We start from the raw sequence: 20,591 nt of genomic DNA on the forward strand, positions 1-20,591 counted from the left end.
GGCACCTTGTCTGCGACCTCCGCCTGAATGACCGAAACCACATGAACAGCGTGCGGGATCTGGGCATCGGCGGCACACAAGCTGGCGATTGCCTGATGGCGATGATCGAGGGAAACGGCCTGTAGGACGGAACGCGGGGAAAGTAGAGCCCGCTTGACTGCCTGGCTTGACACTCCCGTCACTCAAGACAGTAACCGCAGGGGGATCGCGGCACGCTACTGGCATCGGGCTGAGCTTTGCGGCAGGTGAAATCCGGCAGAGGGCACAACCGCCGATTCCTCATCCTCTTTCTTCACACTGACGAACTGCACAGCGCATCAGAAAATCGAAATTGCCCCTGCCGCCCTGAGCCGCGATGGTCTTTACGCAAGCAGCCGGCTTAGGGCTGTGGAGGAAACGTCGTCGCGGCAAAGCCCCTGGGGCAAGGCCGCTTTGGCACGCCGCTGGTTCAAACCGGCAGCGAGGGAGGAACTGACTTGGCTGGTTCGGGCAAATCCGACACCGCGCGCTTGGGCATCAAAATGTCCCAGGAACTCGTCGTCGGCGTGATCTCGGCCGTCCTCTTCCTGGTGTTCTCGGCGACGCTCAACAATTTCCTGAGCCAGGGCAACATCCTTGCCATTCTCAAGAATGTCTCCATCCTCGGCACGCTGGCCGTCGGCATGGGGTTCATCGTCGTCGGGCGCGGCATCGACCTGACCATGGTGGCGGTGATGGTGGTCGGCGTCGCCTTCAGCATTTGGATCTCCACCTGGGGCGTCGACTTCACGCTGGCCATCATCTGCGGCGCCATCCTGGTCGCGGCCATCGGCCTGTTCACCGGGGTCATGGTGGCGGTGGCCGAAATTCCGCCGATCTTCGCCACCCTTGCCATCGCGTCCTCGGTATACGGCTCTGGCCGCATCGTCTTTGCGTCCGACGTGCTCTATGCCCCCTCCGGTATCGGCTGGCTGAAATTCGTCGGCAACGGAACCGTCCTTGGCATCCCGATGTCGGTGATCATCTTCGCGGTGGTGGCCGCGCTCATGGGCTTCTTCCTGAGGAAGACCCGCTTCGGCCGGCTCGTCTATGCCACTGGCGACAACCCGAACGCGGCCCGCGCCACAGGGCTGCCGACGCGCCCGATCATCGTGACGCAATATGTCATCAGCGCCCTCATTGCCTATACCGCCGGCATCATCATGCTGGGACTGGTCACCGGCATCGACACGCGCCTCTACAATTCCAGCCTGATCTACGACGTGCTGCTGGTGGTCGTGCTGGGCGGCATCGGCCTCTCCGGTGGCCAGGGCGGCGTACGCAACGTCATCGTCGGCACCATCCTGGTCGGCATCCTGACCAACGGGATGACGATCCTGAACTTCAGCTACACCAGCCAGAATCTGATCAAGAGCGTGATCCTGCTGGGCGCGCTGGCGATCGACGCCATCATCAATCCGCGCGACGAGCAGACCTCGCAAAGCGGCGACATCTGAAACAAGAACCGAGACATAAATCTGGGAGGAGAAACATGAAATTGTTCAAGAACTGCCTGTTCGCGGGCATGACAGCGCTCGCGCTGCTGGGCGCGGCGAAAATCACCACGGCGCAGGAAACCGACCAGGTCGGCCGCTCCACGTATCTCGAGGCGCTCAAGGGCAAGAAGGTCATCTTCGTGCCGATCTCACAGGGCATGGACCTCAACCAGGCGTGGGTGGTGGTGTGGCAGCGTCACGCGGCACGCTACGGCTTCAGCCTTGAAGTGCGTGATCCCTCCGGCGACACCAATGCCGGCATCCGCGCCATGCAGGGCGCCATCGCCGAGAAGCCGGACCTGATCATCGTGCAGAACCCCGATGTCCAGACCTACGCACGCCTGTTGAAACAGGCGCAGGCGGCCGGCATCAAGGTGCTGCAAGTCAACATGCAGTCGGCCACCCAGACCGACAGTTATGTCGGCAATGACTGGATCGAAATGGGCCGTCTCGAAATGGGCGAACTGGCCAAGCACTGCACCGGGCCCAATGCCGTCTCGCACAAGGTGGTCTGGCTCGCCGGCGTCCAGACGGGCGCCGCCAACATCTACATGCGCACCGGCATCGACGAGGTGCTGAAGGCCAATCCCGAGCTGCAGCTCGTCTCCGACCAGCCGGCCGATTACATGAGCGAAAAGGCCCGCCAGATCACCGAGACGGTCCTCCAGCAGCATCCGGACCTGTGCGGCATCATGGGCATCTGGGACAATGCCGAGGTCGGCGCAGGCGCCGCCGTCGCGGCCGCCGGCAAGCAGGACCAGGTGACGATCGTTACCAATGGCGCCGGCAGCGCCACGGGCTGCGAGAGCATCAAGAACGGGCTGCTCGACGTGATCTTCAACTTTAATGCCCCGATCCAGGCCGAGATCGCCGCACAGCAGATTTCCGAGCTGCTGCAGCAGCCCGACCGGCAAGCGGGCAGCGAGAAGACCATCTTCTTCGGTCCGATCACCCGCGTCGACAAGGCCAATGCGACCGGCAGGAATTGCTGGAAGCTGGACGAGCTCAAGTAACGGACTTCCTTGATGAGCATGGCCGAAAGCCTTGTGCGCTGGCGCTACCGCCTGCTCCCCGACCACGTGGTCGGGGAGATCCTGACCAAGAAGTGGATCGACAGCGTCATCCCCTTCACGGCGCTGGCCATTTTGTGCGCGATCTTCGGCTCGATCGTGCCGGGCTTCTTCGATCTGGCGACGCTGACCAATCTCAGCGGCCAGACCGCCGAGCTTGGCCTGGTGGTGCTCGGCATGACCATCGTCATGGTGTCGGGCGGCATCGATCTGTCGGTCGGGTCGACCTTCGCGCTCGCCGTTCTGGTCACGCTGTATGGCATGAATGTCGAGCAGTGGAGCTTTGGTACCGGCCTTCTGGCGTGCCTGGGCCTCGGCGTCGTCTGCGGCGCCATCAACGGCTTCCTGGTTGGCTTCCTGCGCATGCGGGCCTTTCTCACCACGCTGGTGACGCTCATCATCTACCGCTCGACCTTCGACATCGTCTTCCCGCAGGTCTCGACGCGGATCGTCACCAGCGGTTCGGATTCGCCGGCCTATGATTTCCTTGGTTTCGGCACGATCTGGGGCGTGCCGACATCCTTTGTGGTCTTCGTCGTCATCGCGCTGATCATCCATCTCGTGCTGTCGCGCGCCCGCTATGGCTGGCGGCTGTTCGCGGTCGGCGGCGCGCGCCGCTCTGCCTACAATGCCGGCATCAATGTGCGCTTCATCTTGTTCAGCGCCTATGTCTTGTGCTCGGTGCTTGTGGCACTCTCCGGCTTCTTCTTCTCGGCTCGCATCGGCAGCGCTGCTTCCGACATCGGCACCGGGCTCGAACTGCAGGTGTTGACCGCGACCGTGCTCGGCGGCATCTCGCTCGGCGGCGGGCGGGGCTCGGTCGCCAAGGCGCTGATGGGCACCGTCTTCGTGCTTGTCCTGTCGAACAGCCTGCTTGCGCTGGCCGTGCCCGGCCCGGTCAATTTCCTGATCCTCGGCATCGTGCTGCTTTTGTCGGTGCTTCTCGACGTGCGCTGGGTGAAGAACCGCCACAAGATCCTGCGCAGTGTCTACATCTCGCCGACCTTCGCCAAGATGCCGCAGGCGATCTCGACCGCGTCCGGCGCGCCGATGGCGGTGAACGACCGGTTGAAGGACGTCGGCGTCATAGGCCTCGGCATTCTCGACGGCGCGGAGGATGTGATCTTCGACCGGCAGGACCGTCTCTACACCGGCAGCCGCCAAGGCGAGATCCTGCGCTTCCAGCCGCCACACTACACCGACAGCGAAGTGTTCGCACATATTGGCGGCTCGCCACTCGGCATGGCTTTCGACCGCGACGACAACCTCGTCATCTGCGTCGCCGGCATGGGCCTCTATCAGGTATCGCCGGCCGGGGATGTAAAACTGCTGACCGCCGAGACCAACCGCTCACTGACCTCGGTGGTCGACGACTCCACCATGAAGCTCGCCGACGACTGCGACATCCTTCCGGACGGCCGCATCGTCTTCTCGGAAGCGACAGTGCGCTTCGAGATGCATGACTGGTATGCCGACGCGCTGGAAAGCCGCGGCAACGGACGCATCATCGTCCATGATCCCAAATCCGGTTCGACACGCACACTGCTGTCGAACCTCGTCTTCCCCAATGGCATCTGCACGGCCTTCGACGGCCAGTCGGTGCTGTTCGCCGAAAGCTGGGCCTGCCGCATCAGCCGCTACTATTTCGATGGCCCGAAGAAGGGCCAGGTCGAGCGCGTCATCGAGGGCTTGCCCGGCTATCCCGACAACATCAACCGCGCCTCCGACGGCACCTACTGGCTGGCCCTGATGGGCATGCGCACGCCGGCATTGGATCTCTCGCTTGAAATGCCGGGCTTCCGCCGCCGCATGGCGCGGCGCGTATCGGAAGATGCGTGGCTGATGCCCAATCTCAACACCGGCTGCGTGCTGCGCTTCGACGAAAACGGCCAGATCCTCGAAAGCCTGTGGGACCAGGCCGGCGAGAAGCATCCGATGATCACCTCTATGCGCGAGCACAAGGGCATCCTCTATCTCTGCGGCATCTTCAACAACCGCATGGGCACTTTGCCCCTGAAAGGCGTCGATCCCGACTGGTTCAGCTCGGATTCCTACTGGGGCAAAAAGTCATGAGCGGTTTGAACCAGCTTCTTGACCGCTTTCTCGGCCGTGGCGAGTGGGCCGTGACCGTGCCGACGCTCGACGGGCCGTTGCTGCCCAACCAAGGACTGGAGGAAGCCGGTCAATTCGCCGGCCTCGCCGAGGCCGACAATCTCGTGCGCACCGAAAAGGGCCTCCTGGCAAGCAGCGCGAACCGGCTGATGCGCTTTAGCGCCGACGGCCATGCCGAAACCTTGCAGGAATTTCCGGGCGAGATCACAGCACTCGCCCATGCCCGCGGCATGACCGCGATGGCCATCGACGGCAAGGGCGTCGTCATCCGCGGCGGCCTGCATGACGGGCGCGAGGCGACGGGCGAGGAGGCTCGCCGCCTCTCCTGCATCACCGCTCTCACCTTCCTCGACAGCAACACCTTGCTGGTGGCCAACGGCTCGGCCTCAGTGCCGGCGAGCGGTTGGCGTCGCGACCTGATGCAGAAGAGCGTATCCGGTTCGGTCTGGCGGCTCGATCTGAAAAACGGCCGGCTGGAGCTTATCAGGGATGGCTTGGCCTGGCCGGCCGGCATCGCCACCACCGGCTCCAACCGCATCTACGTCTCGGAAGCCTGGCGCCACCGCGTGCTGGCGATCGACCTTGCCACCAAGGCGACGCTGCCCGTGCTGGAGCATCTGCCGGCCTACCCCGCGCGCATCGCTCCGGCCTTCAACGCCGGCTACTGGCTGACCTTCTATTCCGTGCGCAACCAGCTGGTGGAGTTCATCCTGCGCGAGGAGACCTACCGCACCCGCATGCTGGCGGAAGTCCCGGAGGCCTACTGGATGGCGCCGTCGCTCGGCTCATGGCGCGACTATCGCGAGCCCATGCAAGGCAGCCAGTTGAAGCAGATGAACGTGCTGAAGCCATACGCGGTGACAAGGTCCTACGGGCTGGTGGTCCTTTGCGACCAGAACATGAAGCCGCTGTCGAGTTTCCATTCGCGCGCCGACGGCAAGGTGCACGGGACGCTGAGCGCCTGCGAGCTGGGCGATGACCTTCTGGTCGCCTCGCGCGGCGGATCGCGGATCGTGCGCGTGGCGAGCGCCGCCAGTGGCAAGCGAGGCTAAGCGATGTCGGACGCCAACATCATTGAACTCAGGGACGCCGCCAAGGTGTTCGCGCGCATTCCGGCCTTCAAGAGTGTCAATTTCGACCTGCGCAAGGGCGAAATCCATGCGCTGCTCGGGGAAAACGGCGCCGGCAAGTCGACGCTGACCAAGGTCATGGCCGGTGTCTTCAAGCTGACCGAGGGCAAGATGACCTTCGACGGCAAGGATGTGTCCTTCGCCACGCCCGCCGAAGCGCTGCGCGCTGGCATCGCCATGGTGTTCCAGGAAACCAACCTGGTGCCGGCCATGACGGTGGCGCAGAATCTCTATCTCGGCGAAGAGAAGATGTTCAACCGGTTGCGCGGCCTCTATATTCAGGCGCGGCAGTTCCTCGCCGGCATGGGCTTCCAGGTCGACCCGTCCGCGCAGGTCAGCACGCTGGGCGCGGCGCACAAGCAGATGGTGGAGATCGCGCGCGCCGTCCACCACAAGGCCCGCGTCATCATCTTCGACGAGCCGACCGCGACGCTGACGCCCGAAGAGAAAAGCCACTTCTTCAAACTTTTGCAGCGGCTGGTGAAGGAGGGCATCGCCGTCATCTTCATCACCCATGCGCTGGAAGAGGCGCTTGCCGTCGCTAACCGCATCACGGTCATGCGCGATGGTGAGATCGTCGCGTCCGGCGAAGCCAAGGGCTTCACCCGCGCTTCGATCGTGCAGGCCATGGTCGGCCGTACGCTGACTGAAACGCTGCATGGCGAGGTCAAGCGCACGGCGCGGCCCTATGGCGACAAGGTGCTTTCGGTCGAGAACCTGTCCTGCGCCAGCCTGGTGCGCAACTCTTCCTTCTCGGTGTTTTCGGGCCAGGTCACCGGCATGTTCGGCCTTGTCGGCGCCGGCCGCACCGAAATGGCCAAGGTCGTCGCTGGACTGTTGAAGCGCAACATCTTCCACGGCGGCGAGATCCGCCTGCTCGGCAAGTCGGTGCGCTACCGGGTGCCCAGGCCTGCGGTGCGCGACGGCATCGTCTATGTCACCGAGGATCGCAAGGTCGACGGTTTCTTCGAAACCATGACCGCGGGCGAGAACCTGCAAATGGGTGAACTGACCGAGGGCGCCAATCCCGTCTCCATGGTGTCGCTGGCGCGGGCCAGGCAACTTGCCCGCGAATGGGGTGAACGCCTGAGCCTGCGGCAGACCAGCGACCGAGCCCGGATGATCGAGCTCTCCGGCGGTAACCAGCAAAAGGTCGTGATCGCCAAATCGCTAATCCAGAAGCCGAGGCTGGTGATCTTCGACGAGCCGACACGCGGTGTCGACGTCGGCGCCATCGTCGAGATCCACCAGCTCATCAGCGATCTCGCCGAGCAAGGCATGGCCGTCGTTGTCATCTCGTCCTATCTGCCTGAAATTCTCGCTGTTTCGGATCGCATTCTGGTGGTCAAGCGCGGCCGCGTGGTCGAGGAGATGATGCTGTCGGAGGCCACCGAGGAGCGCGTCATGTTCGCCGCGGTTCATTGAGCGGCGCGACAAGAGAGACACTTTTGCCGGTCAAGCCAGGCCCAATGTCTGGCCGGTCCTATTGCCTTGCAATCGGTTCCGCGTCTGAATAGGTCAAAGGGCCAGATCACCCTGCCCGAGCGGATATGCCCAGCATCAACCTCAAACTTCTGCAGACGTTCCTGCTTGCCGCCGAAAACGGCAGCTTCCGTCGTGCTGCCGAGGAGAGCAATCGTTCGCCATCGGCGGTCTCGATGCAGATTCGCGACCTTGAGGAGCAGATCGGCATCTCGCTGTTTATCCGCACCGCACAGCGTGCAAGCCTGACGCCGGAAGGCCAGATCCTGTTCGAGGAGATCGCCAATGTGATGTCACAGGTGCAGACCAGCCTCGACCGGCTGACGGAGGTCGCCGCTCGGCGCAAGGGCAAGGTGCAGATCGCCTGCGCCCCGACGCTCGCGGCAAGCCGGCTGGGCGATATCCTGGCGACATTCAAGTTGCGCTATCCCCGCAGCATTGTCGAGGTCATCGAGAGCCCGCCGCAGGCCGCGCTTGGCCTTTTGCAACAGCAGGAGGTCGAGTTCTACATCGGCCCGGAACTGCCAAACCTGACGGACTTCCAGTTCGAGTCTATCCTCGACGATCCGCTGATGGCCTGCATTCCCACGGAAATATACGGCGGCGAAAAGAAGCTGCTGCTCTCCGACCTGCTGCGCTATCCGCTCATCCTGCTCAACCGCAAGACCGCCGTGCGCGGCCTTGTCGATCGGCTGACGGCGGCGGAAGGCATCGAACTCAAGCCGCAATACGAGGTCGAAAGCGCACAGACGGCGGTAGCGCTGGTGTGTTCGGGACTTGGCGTCTGCGTGGTGCCCGGCATCGCCATTTCGCGCAATGACGAGCGCATGCGAGTGGTACCGATCGACCATCGCGACGCCCACCGCTCCGTCGGCATCATCACCGCGCGGGGCTATGTGCACCACTCCTTCTCCGAACAGCTGATGAACCTCATCCGCACCAATTTGCGCGAACTGGCAAACTGAGCATCGCGCCTTCGGACAGGCACCTTGCACGAGCGCCGAGAATGGTGCGGGAACGCTGTCATTCGCAGCCCGGCCTCACCTGAATCTCAGCGCACCTCAGTCGGTCTGGATCCAGACCGATTTGGTCTCCAGATATTCATGCAGATGTTCGATGCCGCCCTCGCGGCCGTAGCCGGACATCTTCATGCCGCCGAACGGCACCGCCGGGTCGATGGCGTGGTACATGTTGACCCACACCGAGCCGGCCTTGATGCGGCGGGCGAGCTTGTGCGCGGTGCCCAGATGGGTGGTGAAAATGCCGGCTGCCAGACCATAGGGCGTCGCATTGGCCCGCGCCACGGCTTCGTCGAGCGTGTCGAACGGCATCGCCGAAATCACCGGACCGAAGATTTCTTCACGCGCGATGGTCATCTTGTCCGACACCGCGCCGAAGACGGTCGGCGCGATGAAATTGCCGCCGTCGTAGGGCTCGCCCGTCAGTCGAGATCCGCCCGCTATCAGTTCCGCGCCTTCGTCGCGGCCGGCCTTGATATAGCCCACCACCTTGCCGGCCTGCCTGGCATTGATGAGCGGGCCGATTTCGGTTTCCGCCTCGATGCCATGGCCGATGCGAAGCTTGCCGGCAAACTCGGCGACCCGGCGCACGAATTCGTCATGGATTTCGCGCGCCACGAACAGCCGCGATCCGGCGATGCAGATTTGGCCCGAATGCACGAACACCGCCATCGCGGCGACAGGAACCGCCTTGTCGATGTCGGCATCCCGGCAGACGATGATCGGCGATTTGCCGCCGAGTTCCAGGGAAACGCGCTTGAGGTTGGTCACGCCCGCCCGCGCGATGGCCTGCCCGGTCAGCGTCGAGCCGGTGAAGACGATCTTGTTGACGTCGGGATGTTCAGCGAGCCGCGCACCGGCCTCCGCCCCGGTGCCGGTGACGACGTTGACGACGCCGTCGGGAACGCCGGCTTCCTGCATCAGCCTGGCGATCAGCAGCGGCGTCAACGAGGCGTCCTCCGAGGGCTTCAGCACGATGGTGCAGCCGGTGGCCAGCGCCGGCGCGATCTTCCAGATCGACGCGGCGGTCGGAGCGTTCCAGGGGATGATCGCGCCGACAACGCCCACCGGTTCGCGCCTTGTGAAGCTGACGATCTCGCCAGGGATCGAATTGTCTATGGATTCGCCATGCAGCGCGGTCGCCATGCCCGCATAGAAGCGCAGCATGCCGATGACGCGCCGCCGGTTGGCGAGCGTGCGCGTGATCGGCAGTCCCATGTCGAGAGTGTCGGAAACGCTGAGCTCTTCCCAATGGGTCTCGAAGAGATCGGCGATGCGCAGAAGCACGCACTGCCGCTCATAGGGCGAGAATTTTGACCACGGCCCTTCGAAGGCCGTGCGCGCAGCGGCCACCGCCGCATCGACGTCGGCGGCCGAGCCACGCGGGACGGTGGCCAGCACTTCGCCAGTCGCCGGGTTGAGCGCCTGCATCTCCTGGCCGGATTGTGCCGGAACCCACTTGCCGCCGACGAACATCGGCCGGAATTCGCCGTGGTAGAGCGCCGTGGCCTTCGCCCGCGGGTCGAAATTCAGCGTCATCCCTTCCTCCTCACAATTCCGTGGCGACTATGCCTCCCACGCCGGTCGACCTCAAACAAGGAAAGCTAAAAGGGCGTTCAGATAATCGGACTGTGCAATGTACGCGACTTCCCCGATGGTGCCGGCAATGGAGGAACAGATATGAGACTTGCTGGCAAGGTCGCTGTCGTCACTGGCGGCGGTTCGGGATTTGGCGAAGGCATCGTCAGGAAATTCGTCACCGAAGGTGCGCGGGTCGTGTTGATGGACCGTGATGGGGCCGCCGCGGCCCGCGTTGCTGCCGAAGTCGGCGAAAATGTGCGGCCAATCACTGGCGACGTCTCGACACTCGCAAGCTTCGAAGCGGCGGCAGACCTGGCCCGCTCGGCCTTTGGCGGTCTCGACATACTGGTCAACAATGCCGGCGTGGCCCAGCCGCCCCTGGCGCTCGAGACGATGGACGAAGAGATGTTCGACCGGATCGCCAACGTCAACATGCGATCCATCTACAATGGCGCCCGTGCGGTCGTTGCGCATTTCAAATCCATCAAATCGGGCGCCATCCTCAACGTCGCCTCCACCGGCGGCGTCTCGCCGCGCCCGAATTTGACCTGGTACAATGCTTCCAAAGGCTGGGCGATTGCCGCCACCCGGGCCATGGCCGTGGAACTCGCCCCCTTCGGCATCCGCGTCAACGCCATCAACCCGGTTGCCGGCGACACGCCGCTTCTGTCCACCTTCATCGGCTCCGGCGAGGAAAACCGCGCCCGCGTCGTCGCCACCATTCCGATCGGCAGGCTGTCTACGCCGGCGGACATGGGCAACGCCGCGGCATTCCTGTGCTCCGACGAGGCCAGCATGATCACCGGCGTCGACCTCAATGTCGACGGCGGCAAGTGCATCTGAGCGTTAGACCATTTGGGAGTTGGCGATGAAGCCTGTCTACGAAATTGCCGTGGTGCATGGCGACGGCATCGGCCCGGAAGTCTGCGCCGCAGCGGTTCAAGTGGTGAAAGCAGCGCTTGGTCCCGGCAACCCCTTGCACTTCAGCGAATACCCGGCCGGAGCCGAGCATTTCCTGAAGACCGGCCAGAGCTTTCCCGAGCCGACCTTCCAGGCCTGCCGCGCGGCGGACGCCATCCTGCATGGTGCGGGCGGCTTGCCGGGCGTCGTCCATCCCGATGGAACCGAAGCAGGCCTGGATTTCACGCTGAGACTGCGCTTCGAACTCGATCTCTATGCCAACGTCCGCCCCATCAGGCTTTTCGAGGGCGTGCCTAGCCCGTTGAGCGGAGTGAAGGCCGGCGATATCGACTACATCATCTTGCGCGAGAACAGCGAAGGGCTTTACGCCGCGCGGGGATCGGGAGCCCTGTTGCGCGGCGAAGTGGCGGTCGACACGCTGGTGCAGACCCGCTCCGGCATCGTGCGCATCGTGCGCAAGGCCTTCGAACTGGCGCGCCAGTCGGGCGGCGCGCCGCGTGACGGCGTGCGCCGGGTCACCTGCTGCGACAAGGCCAACGTGCTGCGCAGCTATGCCTTCTTCCGCTCCGTCTTCGACGAAGTGGCGAAGGATTATCCCGATATCGCGACCGAGCACGCGCTGGTCGACGCCATGGCGATGCATCTCGTGCTGAAACCGGGCCATTTCAACGTCATCGTCAGCGAGAACATGTTCGGCGACATCCTGTCCGACCTCGCCGCCGCGACGGTGGGCGGGATGGGCATGGCGCCTTCAGCCGAGATCGGCGCGGCCAACGGCTTCTTCCAGGCCGCGCACGGCTCGGCGCCCGACATTGCCGGCCAAGGTATCGCCAATCCGTATGGGACGATCCTGTCGGCAGCCTCGATGCTCGACTGGCTCGGCCACAAGCATGGCGACGAGAGGCTCAACCAGGCCGCGGCGCGCATCCGTCGCGTGACCGAGGACTGCCTGGCCAACGGGCTTCTGAGCGCCGACCTGAAAGGCAGGGCGTCGACCAGCGAGATAACCCGCTCGATCTGCGACCGGCTCGCGGCAGCGGCGTGACTGATGATCAAGGTGAAGATAGATCTTGTTGGACCTCGCAAGGTCGGCCAGACGCTCATGCGCCGGATATTCATTGCCGACCGGCACGAGGGCGAGGCTTGAGATGGGCGCTCTCGATCGCCAGGTTTCGGTCGAGGATTTTCGCAGGCTTGCCCGTCGTCGCCTGCCGAAATCCATCTTCGAATTCATCGATGGCGGGGCGGGGCAGGAACTCACCCTTAACGCCAACCGAAGCGATTTCGAAAAGATCAGACTTTTGCCGCGCGTGCTTACCGATGTTTCGCATCCGAACGTTTCCACGACGCTCTGGTCCGAGACCTTGCCGACACCGCTCGTGATCAGCCCGATGGGTTCCTGCGCGCTGGCCAGGCCCGGAGCCGACATTGCCATCGCGAGGGCGGCAACCGCTCGCGGCATCCCCTACACACTCTCCACCATGGCCACGGCCAGCATCGAAGGCATGGCGCGAGCCGTACAGGGGCCGCTCTGGTTCCAGCTTTACGTGCTGAAGGATTTCGACTTCAATCGCCAACTGGTGAGGCGAGCGGAAGAATTTGGCTATTCGACGCTGGTGGTGACCGTTGATCTGCAAGCCGGGGGCAAGCGCGAAAAGGATCTTAGGAACGGCATATCCATCCCACTGCGGCCTTCGGCCCGGCATCTCTGGGAAGGCATGCTTCATCCTGGCTGGTCGCTGCGCCTGCTACGCGGCGGTCTGCCCCAGTTCGAGAACGTCCGCGGCTATCTCGGTGACAACAGCGCCGGCCTGACGATCGCCGTGAGTGTTGGCGGCAGCCTCCATGCAGGTTTCGACTGGGACGATTTCCGCCAGATCCGCGACTGGTGGAAAGGCCGGCTGCTGGTCAAGGGCGTCCTGCACCCGGGCGACGCGTCGCGACTGGTGGCGGCTGGTGCCGATGGCATCTGGGTGTCCAACCATGGAGGCCGTCAGCTCGACAGTGCTGTATCGAGCATCGATGCCCTGCCCGCCATCCGTCAGGCACTTGGCGCCCAAGTCCCGATCCTCATCGATTCCGGTATCCGCACGGGCACGGACATCATCAAGGCCAAGGCACGCGGCGCCACCGTCGCGGCGATCGGCCGGGCCGCACTGTTCGGCGCCGTGGCTGGCGAGGCCGGTGTGGCCAAGGCACTCGATATCATCCTGGACGAAGTGGTGACTTGCCTCAGGCTCTGCGGGATCCCCCGTTTTCAGGAAGCAGGATCAGAAATCATAGCATAGCGCCAAGACGTGTGCTCGCGCTTGGTCGCAAAGTTTCAGCACCAATTGCCGCCCTCGCACGCCGCTCTTCCCAGGCCCAAAAGCCGCCGTCCATCCAGACGACGGCAGCCTATTCAGAAAGCGTTTGTTTGATGCACACGGGCTGGCGACAGCGTTATGAAATTCGAAAGGCTGCGCAGTCGGATAGGCGGACTAAACTCCGCCGCCCGGTGCTGGTTTCGGTTCCATCCATCCGTTCTTCAGGACGTCGCGAAGCACGTTCCGAGTGTCTTCGCCCGCTGCCGTTGCGCCGCTCGCCCAAGCGATCGCCAGTGCTCCGAAAAAGATGTCGCGCCCGGTCATCGTCCGTCGTGCAAGCCCTTCGTCCTGTGCAGCCTTCAGGATTCGCTCCGTCGTCGCGATGACAGCATGGCAGGTCGGCGTCAGCGGGGATTCTACTCGGCAAGCGGCCCGTAACGGTTCAGGCAAGCCCTCATAAGCCAGCATCCAGTCGCCGAGAGCTTCAACCCAGAGTTCGAGTGCGCGGCCTGCATCGCTCTCCCCGGCTTCGATTTCAACGCGACGATAGTCGAGGCTTTCATAGTGAAGAACTAGCAGCGCAGCCAGGAGGGCGTCTTTGTTTGGAAAATGGCGGTAGAGCGTCCCTGCCCCCACGCCCGCCAGCTTCGCGATAGCATCCATCGAAACGTCAACACTGTCGTTGCCGAACGCTTGTCGCGCCACCTCGAGAATGTGCGCCCGATTGTGTTGCGCGTCCCTGCGGAGGGCTGACGCGATCGACGATTGAGACATGACTGACCTTTGAACCCTTGAAGATCGGAGACACTCTCCGTATCTAAAGTCGAAGCGGAGACAGTCTCCATATAGCCCGTGGTCGACTATTCTAACAGGTCGGCATGAGCCGGCGAAACGAGGACGATGATCAGGCAGATGATACCGGCATGCATCTGGGCAACGGTACGGCGACCTGCCTGGGGCCTGGCGCGCGCAGTCAGTAGATGCCGCGAGCGAGCTATACGAAGTTCGAGGCGGGCTGTTCCATCGGGGGTTATGGCGGCACCACCCTGCGCGACCATCTGGATGTCCCGCTCAACACGGGATCGATCCGCGCATCGTGCGCTGAGCTCATAATCACAATTATCTGGAAGGAAATCGACATGAACATCGGCATTATCGGCGCGGGAAATATCGGCACCACCCTCGCACGAAAGCTGACAGCGGCCGGACACGCGGTGAAGCTGGCGGGCTCGAAGGGGCCTGATGACATCCGCGAGAAGGCGATGAAGGTTGGTGCGCTCCCGGTTGCCGCGCACGAAGCAGCCAGGGATGTCGAGGCGATCGTTCTATCGATCCCGTTTGCGAAGATTCCCGATGTCGCCAACATCTTTGCCGATGTACCAGCCGACGTGGTCGTGATCGACACCTCCAATTATTATCCTATGCGCGACGGGAACATCGCGGAGGTTGACGATGGCAAGCCGGAAAGCGTCTGGTCCAGCGAACAACTCGGCCGGCTGGTGGTCAAGGCGTTCAATGCGGTCCTCGCCCAAACGCTCGCCGAAGGTGGCGCAGCGGCCGGAACGGCTGGACGGATCGCGATCCCCGTCGCAGGCGATGATGCGCATGCCAAAGCGATCGCACGCGAACTGGTGAACGAGACCGGTTTCGACGCACTTGATGCCGGCGATCTCGCGAGTTCCTGGCGCCAGCAACCGGGCACGCCAGCCTACTGCACGGAACTGACGTTGCCTGATCTTCAGCATGCGCTGTCCACGGCGGAAAAGGCGCGCGCACCCGGAGCTCGCGACGCACTGATCAAGGGCTTCATGGAGGCGACGACCCCCCTCCGCCACGAGCAGATCGTAGCCCGCAACCGTGAAGTCACCGCCCTCCGATGAGAGACTTTTCCGGTTCCGGCCCGAGGTGGTGACCAAGAAGACTGTCCAAGAGTTCCTTCTGTTTGTCGGGAACAACCTGCCAGACGACGATGACGAGGCCGGCGTGAACCGGCTCTTTAGAGTTTTCTGAAGCCCTTGGCGTTTTTTGCGACAAAGGTGAAATCCCCCTTGATGATGCGAGGCATCAACTCCCACGCGCGGCGCGCTCCGCTGCTCAACCAGCGAGCCTGAGCCATAGCGCCTGCCTGACGGCAGGCGGTTAGCCGCCGCCGCCCATGGTCACGGACATGAAGGCCCGGAAGGCCGCCGCGGCCGGTTCGATTGATCTGTCCCGCGACCAGGCCAGGCCGACATCCATGGTAGGAATGGGCTCGACAAGCCCGCGCACTTCGATGCGCTGCCCCTCCAAGGACCAGGGGCGGTAAACCATGTCCGACAGGACAGTGACCCCCATGCCGGCAGCCACGAGCGACCGCACGGCCTCGACCGAACTGGTGGTAAGGACGGCGCGAAGCGAAAGCCCCGCGGCATCCCAGTAACGGGCGGCCGTCGTACGTGCCTCGTCCACCGTCAGCATGACATAATCTTCCGCCGCCACATCGGCGAGGCTGATTTCCTGTCGCGCGAGCAGATGATGATCAGCCGAGAGCCAGAGCCGGCGGTTCGACCGCATCAAGACCTCCTGCGCCAACTCCTTGGTGTGCTCCAGGTTGGACACCAGCATCACGGCCATGTCGATGTCCCCGCACATCAACCCGCTTTCGAGAGCGTCTCGGGGCAGTTCCAGCACCTCGACCTCGATCTCGGGATAGGTCTTTCGAAACCGCGCGTAGTGGCGCGACATGTAGTAGCCGACGACCGTGTAGGTCATGCCAAGCCGCAGCTTGCCCGCCAGGCCTTTCCTATCGCGCAACGGGCTTCGGACGGCGGCAGCGACGGCCCCGGTGATAACACGCGCATGTTCAAGAAACCGCGCGCCCTCCATAGTCAGTCTTACGCCAGCGTGGTTACGCTCCAAAAGCCGTACGCCCAGGTCAGCCTCAAGCGTCTTTATCGCCGCAGTGACGGCCGATTGCGAGATGTTGAGTTCCACCGCAGCATGACTGACCTGTCCGCTCTCGGCGGTCGCGATAAAATAATCAAGCTGTTTCAAGGTGATGGTCATGGTGCGCTCCGGCCCAGAACCATTATCTGTTTTTTTGATATGACAATCAATAAACTACTATTTCACAAACGCCCTCGCATGCGCAAAAAATGCTGCAACGCCGCAAAGACGGCAGCTTCGAGGGGTAACAATGCGATGGCGGTGACGCTAAACTGCGACATGGGCGAAAGCTTTGGCCTCTACAAGGTTGGCGATGATATGGGCATGATGCCCATCATCGACGTTGCCAATGTCGCCTGTGGTTTTCATGCCTCCGATCCGGATCACATGCACGCCGCCGTCCGCAGCGCCAAGGCGAGTGGCGTAAAGATCGGCGCCCATCCAGGCTTGCCCGACATTCAGGGTTTCGGCCGGCGCGAGATGCGGATGACCCGCGAAGAAGTCAGGAACACCATCATTTACCAGGTGGGAGCGCTTGCCGGCTTCCTCAGGGCCGAGGGTGTGGAACTCCACCACATCAAGCCGCATGGCAGCCTCTACTTCATGGCCATGCAGCAGGAGGCAATCGCCCATGGCGTGTGCGACGCGGCAGAGATTTTCGGCGTACCCCTCTTCGGCATGACGGGCACCCTGCATGAGAAGATCTATCAAGAGCGCGGTATCCCATTCGTCGCCGAGTTCTATGCCGATCTCGACTACGATGCCTCCGGCAAGCTGATTTTGACACGCGTTCATGACGCCAAGGACCCCGCAGAGATGGCCGAGCGGTGCGTGCGCGCCATCAGGGAGGGCGAGGGCACGGCAGAGGACGGCAGTTTCTTTCCCGTACGCTGCGAAACCATCTGCGTGCATTCCGATACGCCGAACGCCATCGAAATAGCCAGGGCCGTGCGCACCGCAATCGCTCCCTGGCACTGAACTCGACCGAACCCGCCCGCGCAGGCGGTTCCAAATTAGTCTGTCTGCAGTTTTCCGGAGCTTTTTATGGCCCAGATTCTTTCGCCTCTTCCCGGCACTTTCTATCGCAGCGCTTCGCCAGACCAGCCGCCCTACAAGGCGGATGGCGACGCGGTTTCCGCCGGAGACGTAATCGGCCTCATCGAAGTGATGAAGTCGTTCCACGAAGTGAGGGCCGAGACGGCCGGTACGAACATCCGCTTCATTGCCGACAATGAAGACCCGATCATGGCCGGCGCACCTATCGCGGATCTCGACTGATGCTGAAAAAGCTTCTGGTTGCCAACCGGGGCGAGATAGCGGTCAGGATCATCCGGGCCGCGCAAGATTTGGGGATCGCCACCGTGGCGGTGTATTCGGCCGCAGACGCCGAGTCGTTCCACGTCCAGCTTGCGGACGAAGCGGTCAACATCGGCCCACCAGCAGCAAAGAAGTCCTATCTCAATGTCGAAGCAATTCTGAAGGCTGCCCGCGACACCGGTTGCGACAGCGTTCATCCTGGCTATGGTTTCCTTGCCGAGAATGCCGCGTTTTCCGACGCGGTCACAGGCGCTGGATTGGTCTTCGTCGGCCCGTCGGGAGATGCGATCCGGATGATGGGAGACAAGGTCTCGGCGCGATCGGCCGCCGCCGCTGTTGGTGTCCCTGTGGTGCCTGGCTCGGCTGGCCGGGTCGAGGGCCTCAAGGCTGGCCACGAGGTGCTGACCGCAACCGGTTTTCCGGTGATGATCAAGGCGGCGGCAGGCGGCGGCGGGCGGGGCATCCGCATCGCCAACTCGCTCGCCGAGTTCGAACAAGCCTTTCCTCAGGCCGAAGCAGAAGCCCTCGCCGCCTTTGGCGACGGTGGCCTCTACATGGAAAAAGTGATCGGCAAGGCCCGCCATATCGAGGTGCAGGTGCTGGCGGACGGAAGCGATGCCATTCACTGCTACGAGCGGGAGTGCTCACTGCAGCGGCGACGCCAGAAGGTTTGGGAGGAGGCGCCGTCTCGCGCACTTTCAGACAGGCTGCGCGAGGATCTCTGCGCTTCGGCGGTCGCTTTGGCCAAGGCGGTCAAATACTCTGGTGCCGGCACGGTAGAGTATCTTTATGACGATGAAGCAGATCGCTTTTACTTCATCGAGATGAACACCCGTATCCAGGTCGAGCACCCGGTCACCGAAGCGATCACCGGCATCGACCTCGTTGCGGAGATGCTTCGCATCGCCGGCGGCGAGAAGCTGCGGATTCGGCAAGGCGATGTCTCCGTCAAGGGGCATGCGATCGAAGTCCGGCTCAATGCCGAAGACCCGGCGAAGGAGTTCGCTCCATTCCCCGGGCAGGTGGCCGAGCTTCGCATTCCCGGCGGTCCGGGCGTACGCTTCGATTCGATGCTCTATCAAGGCTATCAGGTGCCGCCCTTCTATGACTCGCTGCTTGCCAAGCTGATCGTGCATGCAGAGACCCGCGAGGCGGCGATAGTGCGCCTGATCCGCGCGCTCAACGAGTTGAAGATCGGCGGGCTCAAGACCACCAAGCCGCTGTTTCTTGCGCTGGCCGCCGATCCGGCGGTACGGGCGGGAGACGTGCATACCCGCTGGCTGGAAGGCTGGCTCATCGAAAACGCCGCAGCATTGGCGGGTTAAGGAGGACCGATGTCGATACGATTCAACTTCGGCGGTGACGAACATATCTTCGGCGAGGTGTCCGAAGAAATGTCGCTCACCTCCTTCTTTACCGGCCTTTCGATGACGAACGCGGTGCGTACGGCAGGCATCCGAGGTGTCACCGAGATCTGCCCAGCCAACGCCAGCTTCCAGATTCGCTTCAACCCCGACATCGTCAAGCCGCAGGATTTGCTCCGCGAATTGAAGTCGATGGAAGAGGCGGCCTTGAAGGCGGACCCGGTGCTGAAGACCCGGATCATCGAACTGCCGGTTTATTTCCAGGATCCATGGACGCGTGAAACCTGCCTGCGCTTCCGCGAGCGCCATCAGGACCCCTCCTCCACCGATCTTGAATATTCGGCACGCATCAACGGCTACGCCACGGTGGAAGAGTTTATCGCGGCCTATTCCGGCCAGCCCTGGTTCGTATCGATGGTCGGCTTCGTCGCCGGACTGCCCTTCCTGTACCAGATGGTTGAGCGCAAGAAACAGATTCAGGCGCCGAAATACTTGCGTCCACGCACCGACACTCCCAAGCTCACCATTGGCCATGGCGGCTGCTTTGCAGCGATCTATTCGGTGCGCGGCGCTGGCGGCTACCAGATGTATGGCATAACCCCGGCTCCGATCTACGACCCGACCAGGAAGGTGCGCTACCTCTCCGATGATATGTGCCTGTTCAAGCCAGGCGACATCGTCAAGTTCAAGGCCATTGGCCGCGATGACTACGACGCCACGCTGGAGGAAATCGAAGCCAATCGGTGGCAGCCGACGGTTCGCGAGTGCACCTTCAGCCTGAAAGACTTCAACAGCGATATTTACGGCACCAATGCAAAGCTGATGGAGCTTATCAATGGCCGTTAAGGTAATCTCTCCCGGCCTCTCCACTTCCGTGCAGGACCTTGGCCGACCAGGCCACTACCATGTCGGCATTCCCGAAGGCGGCGGCATGGACCGCTTTGCCACACGCATCGCAAACCTGCTTGTCGGCAACGATCCGGGTGCCGCGGTGCTCGAAGCCACCTTCATGGGCCCCGAACTCGAATTCACCCAATCCGCGGTCGTCGCCGTCACGGGAGGAGAACTCCCCCCCAAACTCAATGGCGAGGAACGGCCGACCTGGGAAAGTTTTCCGGTGAAGGCCGGTGACCGGCTTTCCTTCGGCTTCCTCAAGGGCGGCGCGCGCGCTTATCTGGCCGTCTCCGGCGGTATCGACGTACCCGTGGTTCTCGGTTCGCGCTCGACTTACATTCTGGGCGCACTCGGCGGCCATCAGGGCCGCACGCTGAAGACGGGTGATGAGCTTCCCCTCGGCGAAGGTTCCGGCAAAGCCGGTCTTTCACTGCCTGCAAATCTGCGCCGCGCGGGCAATAGTCCGGCGGAACTCAGAATGCTTCCCGGCATGTACTGGCATCGGATCACTGAAGCTGCCGGCACTCGGTTCTTTGAGGAAACCTGGAAGGTCGCACCCGAAGCCGACCGCATCGGCTATCGCTTCCGGGGTGGGACGCCGCTGGAATTCGTCGAGCGCGAGCAGCCTTTCGGTGCGGGCTCCGACCCCTCGAACATCGTCGATGCCTGCTATCCCTACGGATCCGTCCAGGTGCCGAGTGGCACGGAGCCGATCGTTCTTCACCGGGACGCGGTTTCGGGTGGCGGGTACATGATGCTGGGCGTGGTGATATCGGCCGACATGGACCTTATCGCCCAGCTCCAGCCGCACACCCCGGCGCGCTTCGTTCCGGTGACGCTGGAAGACGCGCTTGCCGCGCGAACCGAACAGCGCGCCGCGCTGGCGCGTGCTGAAGGGCATCTGGCCGGCTGACGTCAGCCGGGAAAATGCCGGCGGAGGAGCCGGTGGCGAGGAG

At 62.9% G+C, this 20,591-nt stretch carries 18 protein-coding genes; 15 read left to right on the forward strand and 3 right to left on the reverse strand.

What is annotated here, in order from left to right:
• The first annotated feature begins 521 nt into the window (after positions 1-521).
• From EOB49_RS05890 to EOB49_RS05915, 6 genes are all read left to right on the forward strand, one after another.
• Positions 522-1,475, forward strand: coding sequence for an ABC transporter permease (locus EOB49_RS05890; RefSeq protein ID WP_245472535.1), 954 nt, complete (start codon positions 522-524; stop codon positions 1,473-1,475).
• Between the two features lie 35 nt (positions 1,476-1,510).
• A complete protein-coding gene (locus EOB49_RS05895; protein ID WP_127380446.1) occupies positions 1,511-2,527 on the forward strand; it encodes a sugar ABC transporter substrate-binding protein in 1,017 nt (338 codons plus the stop codon).
• Between the two features lie 12 nt (positions 2,528-2,539).
• Entirely contained in the window at positions 2,540-4,657 is a 2,118-nt protein-coding gene (locus EOB49_RS05900) for an SMP-30/gluconolactonase/LRE family protein (protein WP_127380447.1), read from the forward strand.
• Complete coding sequence (locus EOB49_RS05905; RefSeq protein ID WP_127320429.1) at positions 4,654-5,748, forward strand: strictosidine synthase; 1,095 nt, start codon at positions 4,654-4,656, stop codon at positions 5,746-5,748. Before EOB49_RS05900 ends, EOB49_RS05905 begins: the two co-directional genes overlap by 4 nt.
• Before the next feature lie 3 nt (positions 5,749-5,751).
• Complete coding sequence (locus tag EOB49_RS05910) at positions 5,752-7,251, forward strand: sugar ABC transporter ATP-binding protein (RefSeq protein WP_127380448.1); 1,500 nt, start codon at positions 5,752-5,754, stop codon at positions 7,249-7,251.
• A 125-nt stretch (positions 7,252-7,376) separates the two neighbouring features.
• Positions 7,377-8,273: a LysR family transcriptional regulator gene (locus EOB49_RS05915; protein WP_027036279.1), complete on the forward strand. Its 897-nt coding sequence runs from the start codon at positions 7,377-7,379 to the stop codon at positions 8,271-8,273.
• Positions 8,274-8,369: 96 nt separating this feature from the next.
• Here the strand turns inward: EOB49_RS05915 and EOB49_RS05920 are convergent, their stop codons facing one another.
• Entirely contained in the window at positions 8,370-9,866 is a 1,497-nt protein-coding gene (locus tag EOB49_RS05920) for an aldehyde dehydrogenase family protein (RefSeq protein ID WP_127380449.1), read from the reverse strand.
• A gap of 141 nt (positions 9,867-10,007) precedes the next feature.
• Between EOB49_RS05920 and EOB49_RS05925 the strand changes: the two genes are divergently transcribed.
• The 3 genes from EOB49_RS05925 (at position 10,008) to EOB49_RS05935 (ending at position 13,117) form a co-directional block, all read left to right on the forward strand.
• The gene (locus EOB49_RS05925) at positions 10,008-10,751 is read left to right on the forward strand and encodes a glucose 1-dehydrogenase (protein ID WP_127380450.1); all 744 of its coding nucleotides are present in this window, start codon (positions 10,008-10,010) and stop codon (positions 10,749-10,751) included.
• 25 nt (positions 10,752-10,776) lie between these two features.
• On the forward strand, positions 10,777-11,874 hold the full coding sequence (locus EOB49_RS05930) for an isocitrate/isopropylmalate dehydrogenase family protein (RefSeq protein ID WP_127319961.1): 1,098 nt from the start codon (positions 10,777-10,779) through the stop codon (positions 11,872-11,874).
• 103 nt (positions 11,875-11,977) lie between these two features.
• The gene (locus EOB49_RS05935; RefSeq protein WP_127380451.1) at positions 11,978-13,117 is read left to right on the forward strand and encodes an alpha-hydroxy acid oxidase; all 1,140 of its coding nucleotides are present in this window, start codon (positions 11,978-11,980) and stop codon (positions 13,115-13,117) included.
• Between the two features lie 192 nt (positions 13,118-13,309).
• Here the strand turns inward: EOB49_RS05935 and EOB49_RS05940 are convergent, their stop codons facing one another.
• Entirely contained in the window at positions 13,310-13,909 is a 600-nt protein-coding gene (locus EOB49_RS05940) for a TetR/AcrR family transcriptional regulator (protein ID WP_127380452.1), read from the reverse strand.
• Positions 13,910-14,274: 365 nt separating this feature from the next.
• Here EOB49_RS05940 and EOB49_RS05945 point away from each other — a divergent pair, with 365 nt between their 5' ends.
• Positions 14,275-15,015: an NAD(P)-binding domain-containing protein gene (locus tag EOB49_RS05945; RefSeq protein ID WP_127380493.1), complete on the forward strand. Its 741-nt coding sequence runs from the start codon at positions 14,275-14,277 to the stop codon at positions 15,013-15,015.
• A 259-nt stretch (positions 15,016-15,274) separates the two neighbouring features.
• Here the strand turns inward: EOB49_RS05945 and EOB49_RS05950 are convergent, their stop codons facing one another.
• Entirely contained in the window at positions 15,275-16,180 is a 906-nt protein-coding gene (locus EOB49_RS05950; protein WP_013533150.1) for a LysR family transcriptional regulator, read from the reverse strand.
• Positions 16,181-16,315: 135 nt separating this feature from the next.
• On the opposite strand from EOB49_RS05950, the gene EOB49_RS05955 reads away from it, so the two are divergent.
• The 5 genes from EOB49_RS05955 to EOB49_RS05975 all read left to right on the forward strand — a co-directional run bounded on the left by EOB49_RS05955 (position 16,316) and on the right by EOB49_RS05975 (position 20,548).
• Positions 16,316-17,038, forward strand: coding sequence for a LamB/YcsF family protein (locus EOB49_RS05955; RefSeq protein WP_127319967.1), 723 nt, complete (start codon positions 16,316-16,318; stop codon positions 17,036-17,038).
• A gap of 66 nt (positions 17,039-17,104) precedes the next feature.
• Positions 17,105-17,338 carry an acetyl-CoA carboxylase gene (locus tag EOB49_RS05960; protein WP_013533152.1) on the forward strand — a complete coding sequence of 78 codons (234 nt, stop codon included), beginning with the start codon at positions 17,105-17,107 and terminating at the stop codon, positions 17,336-17,338.
• Positions 17,338-18,702, forward strand: coding sequence for an acetyl-CoA carboxylase biotin carboxylase subunit (locus EOB49_RS05965; RefSeq protein ID WP_127380453.1), 1,365 nt, complete (start codon positions 17,338-17,340; stop codon positions 18,700-18,702). The genes EOB49_RS05960 and EOB49_RS05965 overlap by 1 nt, the downstream gene beginning before the upstream one ends.
• Positions 18,703-18,711: 9 nt before the next feature.
• Positions 18,712-19,587, forward strand: coding sequence for a carboxyltransferase domain-containing protein (locus EOB49_RS05970; RefSeq protein WP_127380454.1), 876 nt, complete (start codon positions 18,712-18,714; stop codon positions 19,585-19,587).
• On the forward strand, positions 19,577-20,548 hold the full coding sequence (locus EOB49_RS05975) for a biotin-dependent carboxyltransferase family protein (RefSeq protein WP_127326912.1): 972 nt from the start codon (positions 19,577-19,579) through the stop codon (positions 20,546-20,548). Before EOB49_RS05970 ends, EOB49_RS05975 begins: the two co-directional genes overlap by 11 nt.
• The last annotated feature ends 43 nt before the right edge of the window (positions 20,549-20,591 follow it).

Origin of the sequence: Mesorhizobium sp. M7A.F.Ca.MR.148.00.0.0, assembly GCF_003997735.1 — a bacterium.
Lineage (GTDB): Bacteria > Pseudomonadota > Alphaproteobacteria > Rhizobiales > Rhizobiaceae > Mesorhizobium.

Coding starts and splice junctions, on each gene's coding strand:
- EOB49_RS05890 (WP_245472535.1), top strand. CDS start 522: ATGTCCCAGGAACTCGTCGTCGGCGTGATCTCGGCCGTCCTCTTCCTG.
- EOB49_RS05895 (WP_127380446.1), top strand. CDS start 1,511: ATGAAATTGTTCAAGAACTGCCTGTTCGCGGGCATGACAGCGCTCGCG.
- EOB49_RS05900 (WP_127380447.1), top strand. CDS start 2,540: ATGAGCATGGCCGAAAGCCTTGTGCGCTGGCGCTACCGCCTGCTCCCC.
- EOB49_RS05905 (WP_127320429.1), top strand. CDS start 4,654: ATGAGCGGTTTGAACCAGCTTCTTGACCGCTTTCTCGGCCGTGGCGAG.
- EOB49_RS05910 (WP_127380448.1), top strand. CDS start 5,752: ATGTCGGACGCCAACATCATTGAACTCAGGGACGCCGCCAAGGTGTTC.
- EOB49_RS05915 (WP_027036279.1), top strand. CDS start 7,377: ATGCCCAGCATCAACCTCAAACTTCTGCAGACGTTCCTGCTTGCCGCC.
- EOB49_RS05920 (WP_127380449.1), bottom strand. CDS start 9,866: ATGACGCTGAATTTCGACCCGCGGGCGAAGGCCACGGCGCTCTACCAC.
- EOB49_RS05925 (WP_127380450.1), top strand. CDS start 10,008: ATGAGACTTGCTGGCAAGGTCGCTGTCGTCACTGGCGGCGGTTCGGGA.
- EOB49_RS05930 (WP_127319961.1), top strand. CDS start 10,777: ATGAAGCCTGTCTACGAAATTGCCGTGGTGCATGGCGACGGCATCGGC.
- EOB49_RS05935 (WP_127380451.1), top strand. CDS start 11,978: ATGGGCGCTCTCGATCGCCAGGTTTCGGTCGAGGATTTTCGCAGGCTT.
- EOB49_RS05940 (WP_127380452.1), bottom strand. CDS start 13,909: ATGTCTCAATCGTCGATCGCGTCAGCCCTCCGCAGGGACGCGCAACAC.
- EOB49_RS05945 (WP_127380493.1), top strand. CDS start 14,275: ATGAACATCGGCATTATCGGCGCGGGAAATATCGGCACCACCCTCGCA.
- EOB49_RS05950 (WP_013533150.1), bottom strand. CDS start 16,180: ATGACCATCACCTTGAAACAGCTTGATTATTTTATCGCGACCGCCGAG.
- EOB49_RS05955 (WP_127319967.1), top strand. CDS start 16,316: ATGGCGGTGACGCTAAACTGCGACATGGGCGAAAGCTTTGGCCTCTAC.
- EOB49_RS05960 (WP_013533152.1), top strand. CDS start 17,105: ATGGCCCAGATTCTTTCGCCTCTTCCCGGCACTTTCTATCGCAGCGCT.
- EOB49_RS05965 (WP_127380453.1), top strand. CDS start 17,338: ATGCTGAAAAAGCTTCTGGTTGCCAACCGGGGCGAGATAGCGGTCAGG.
- EOB49_RS05970 (WP_127380454.1), top strand. CDS start 18,712: ATGTCGATACGATTCAACTTCGGCGGTGACGAACATATCTTCGGCGAG.
- EOB49_RS05975 (WP_127326912.1), top strand. CDS start 19,577: ATGGCCGTTAAGGTAATCTCTCCCGGCCTCTCCACTTCCGTGCAGGAC.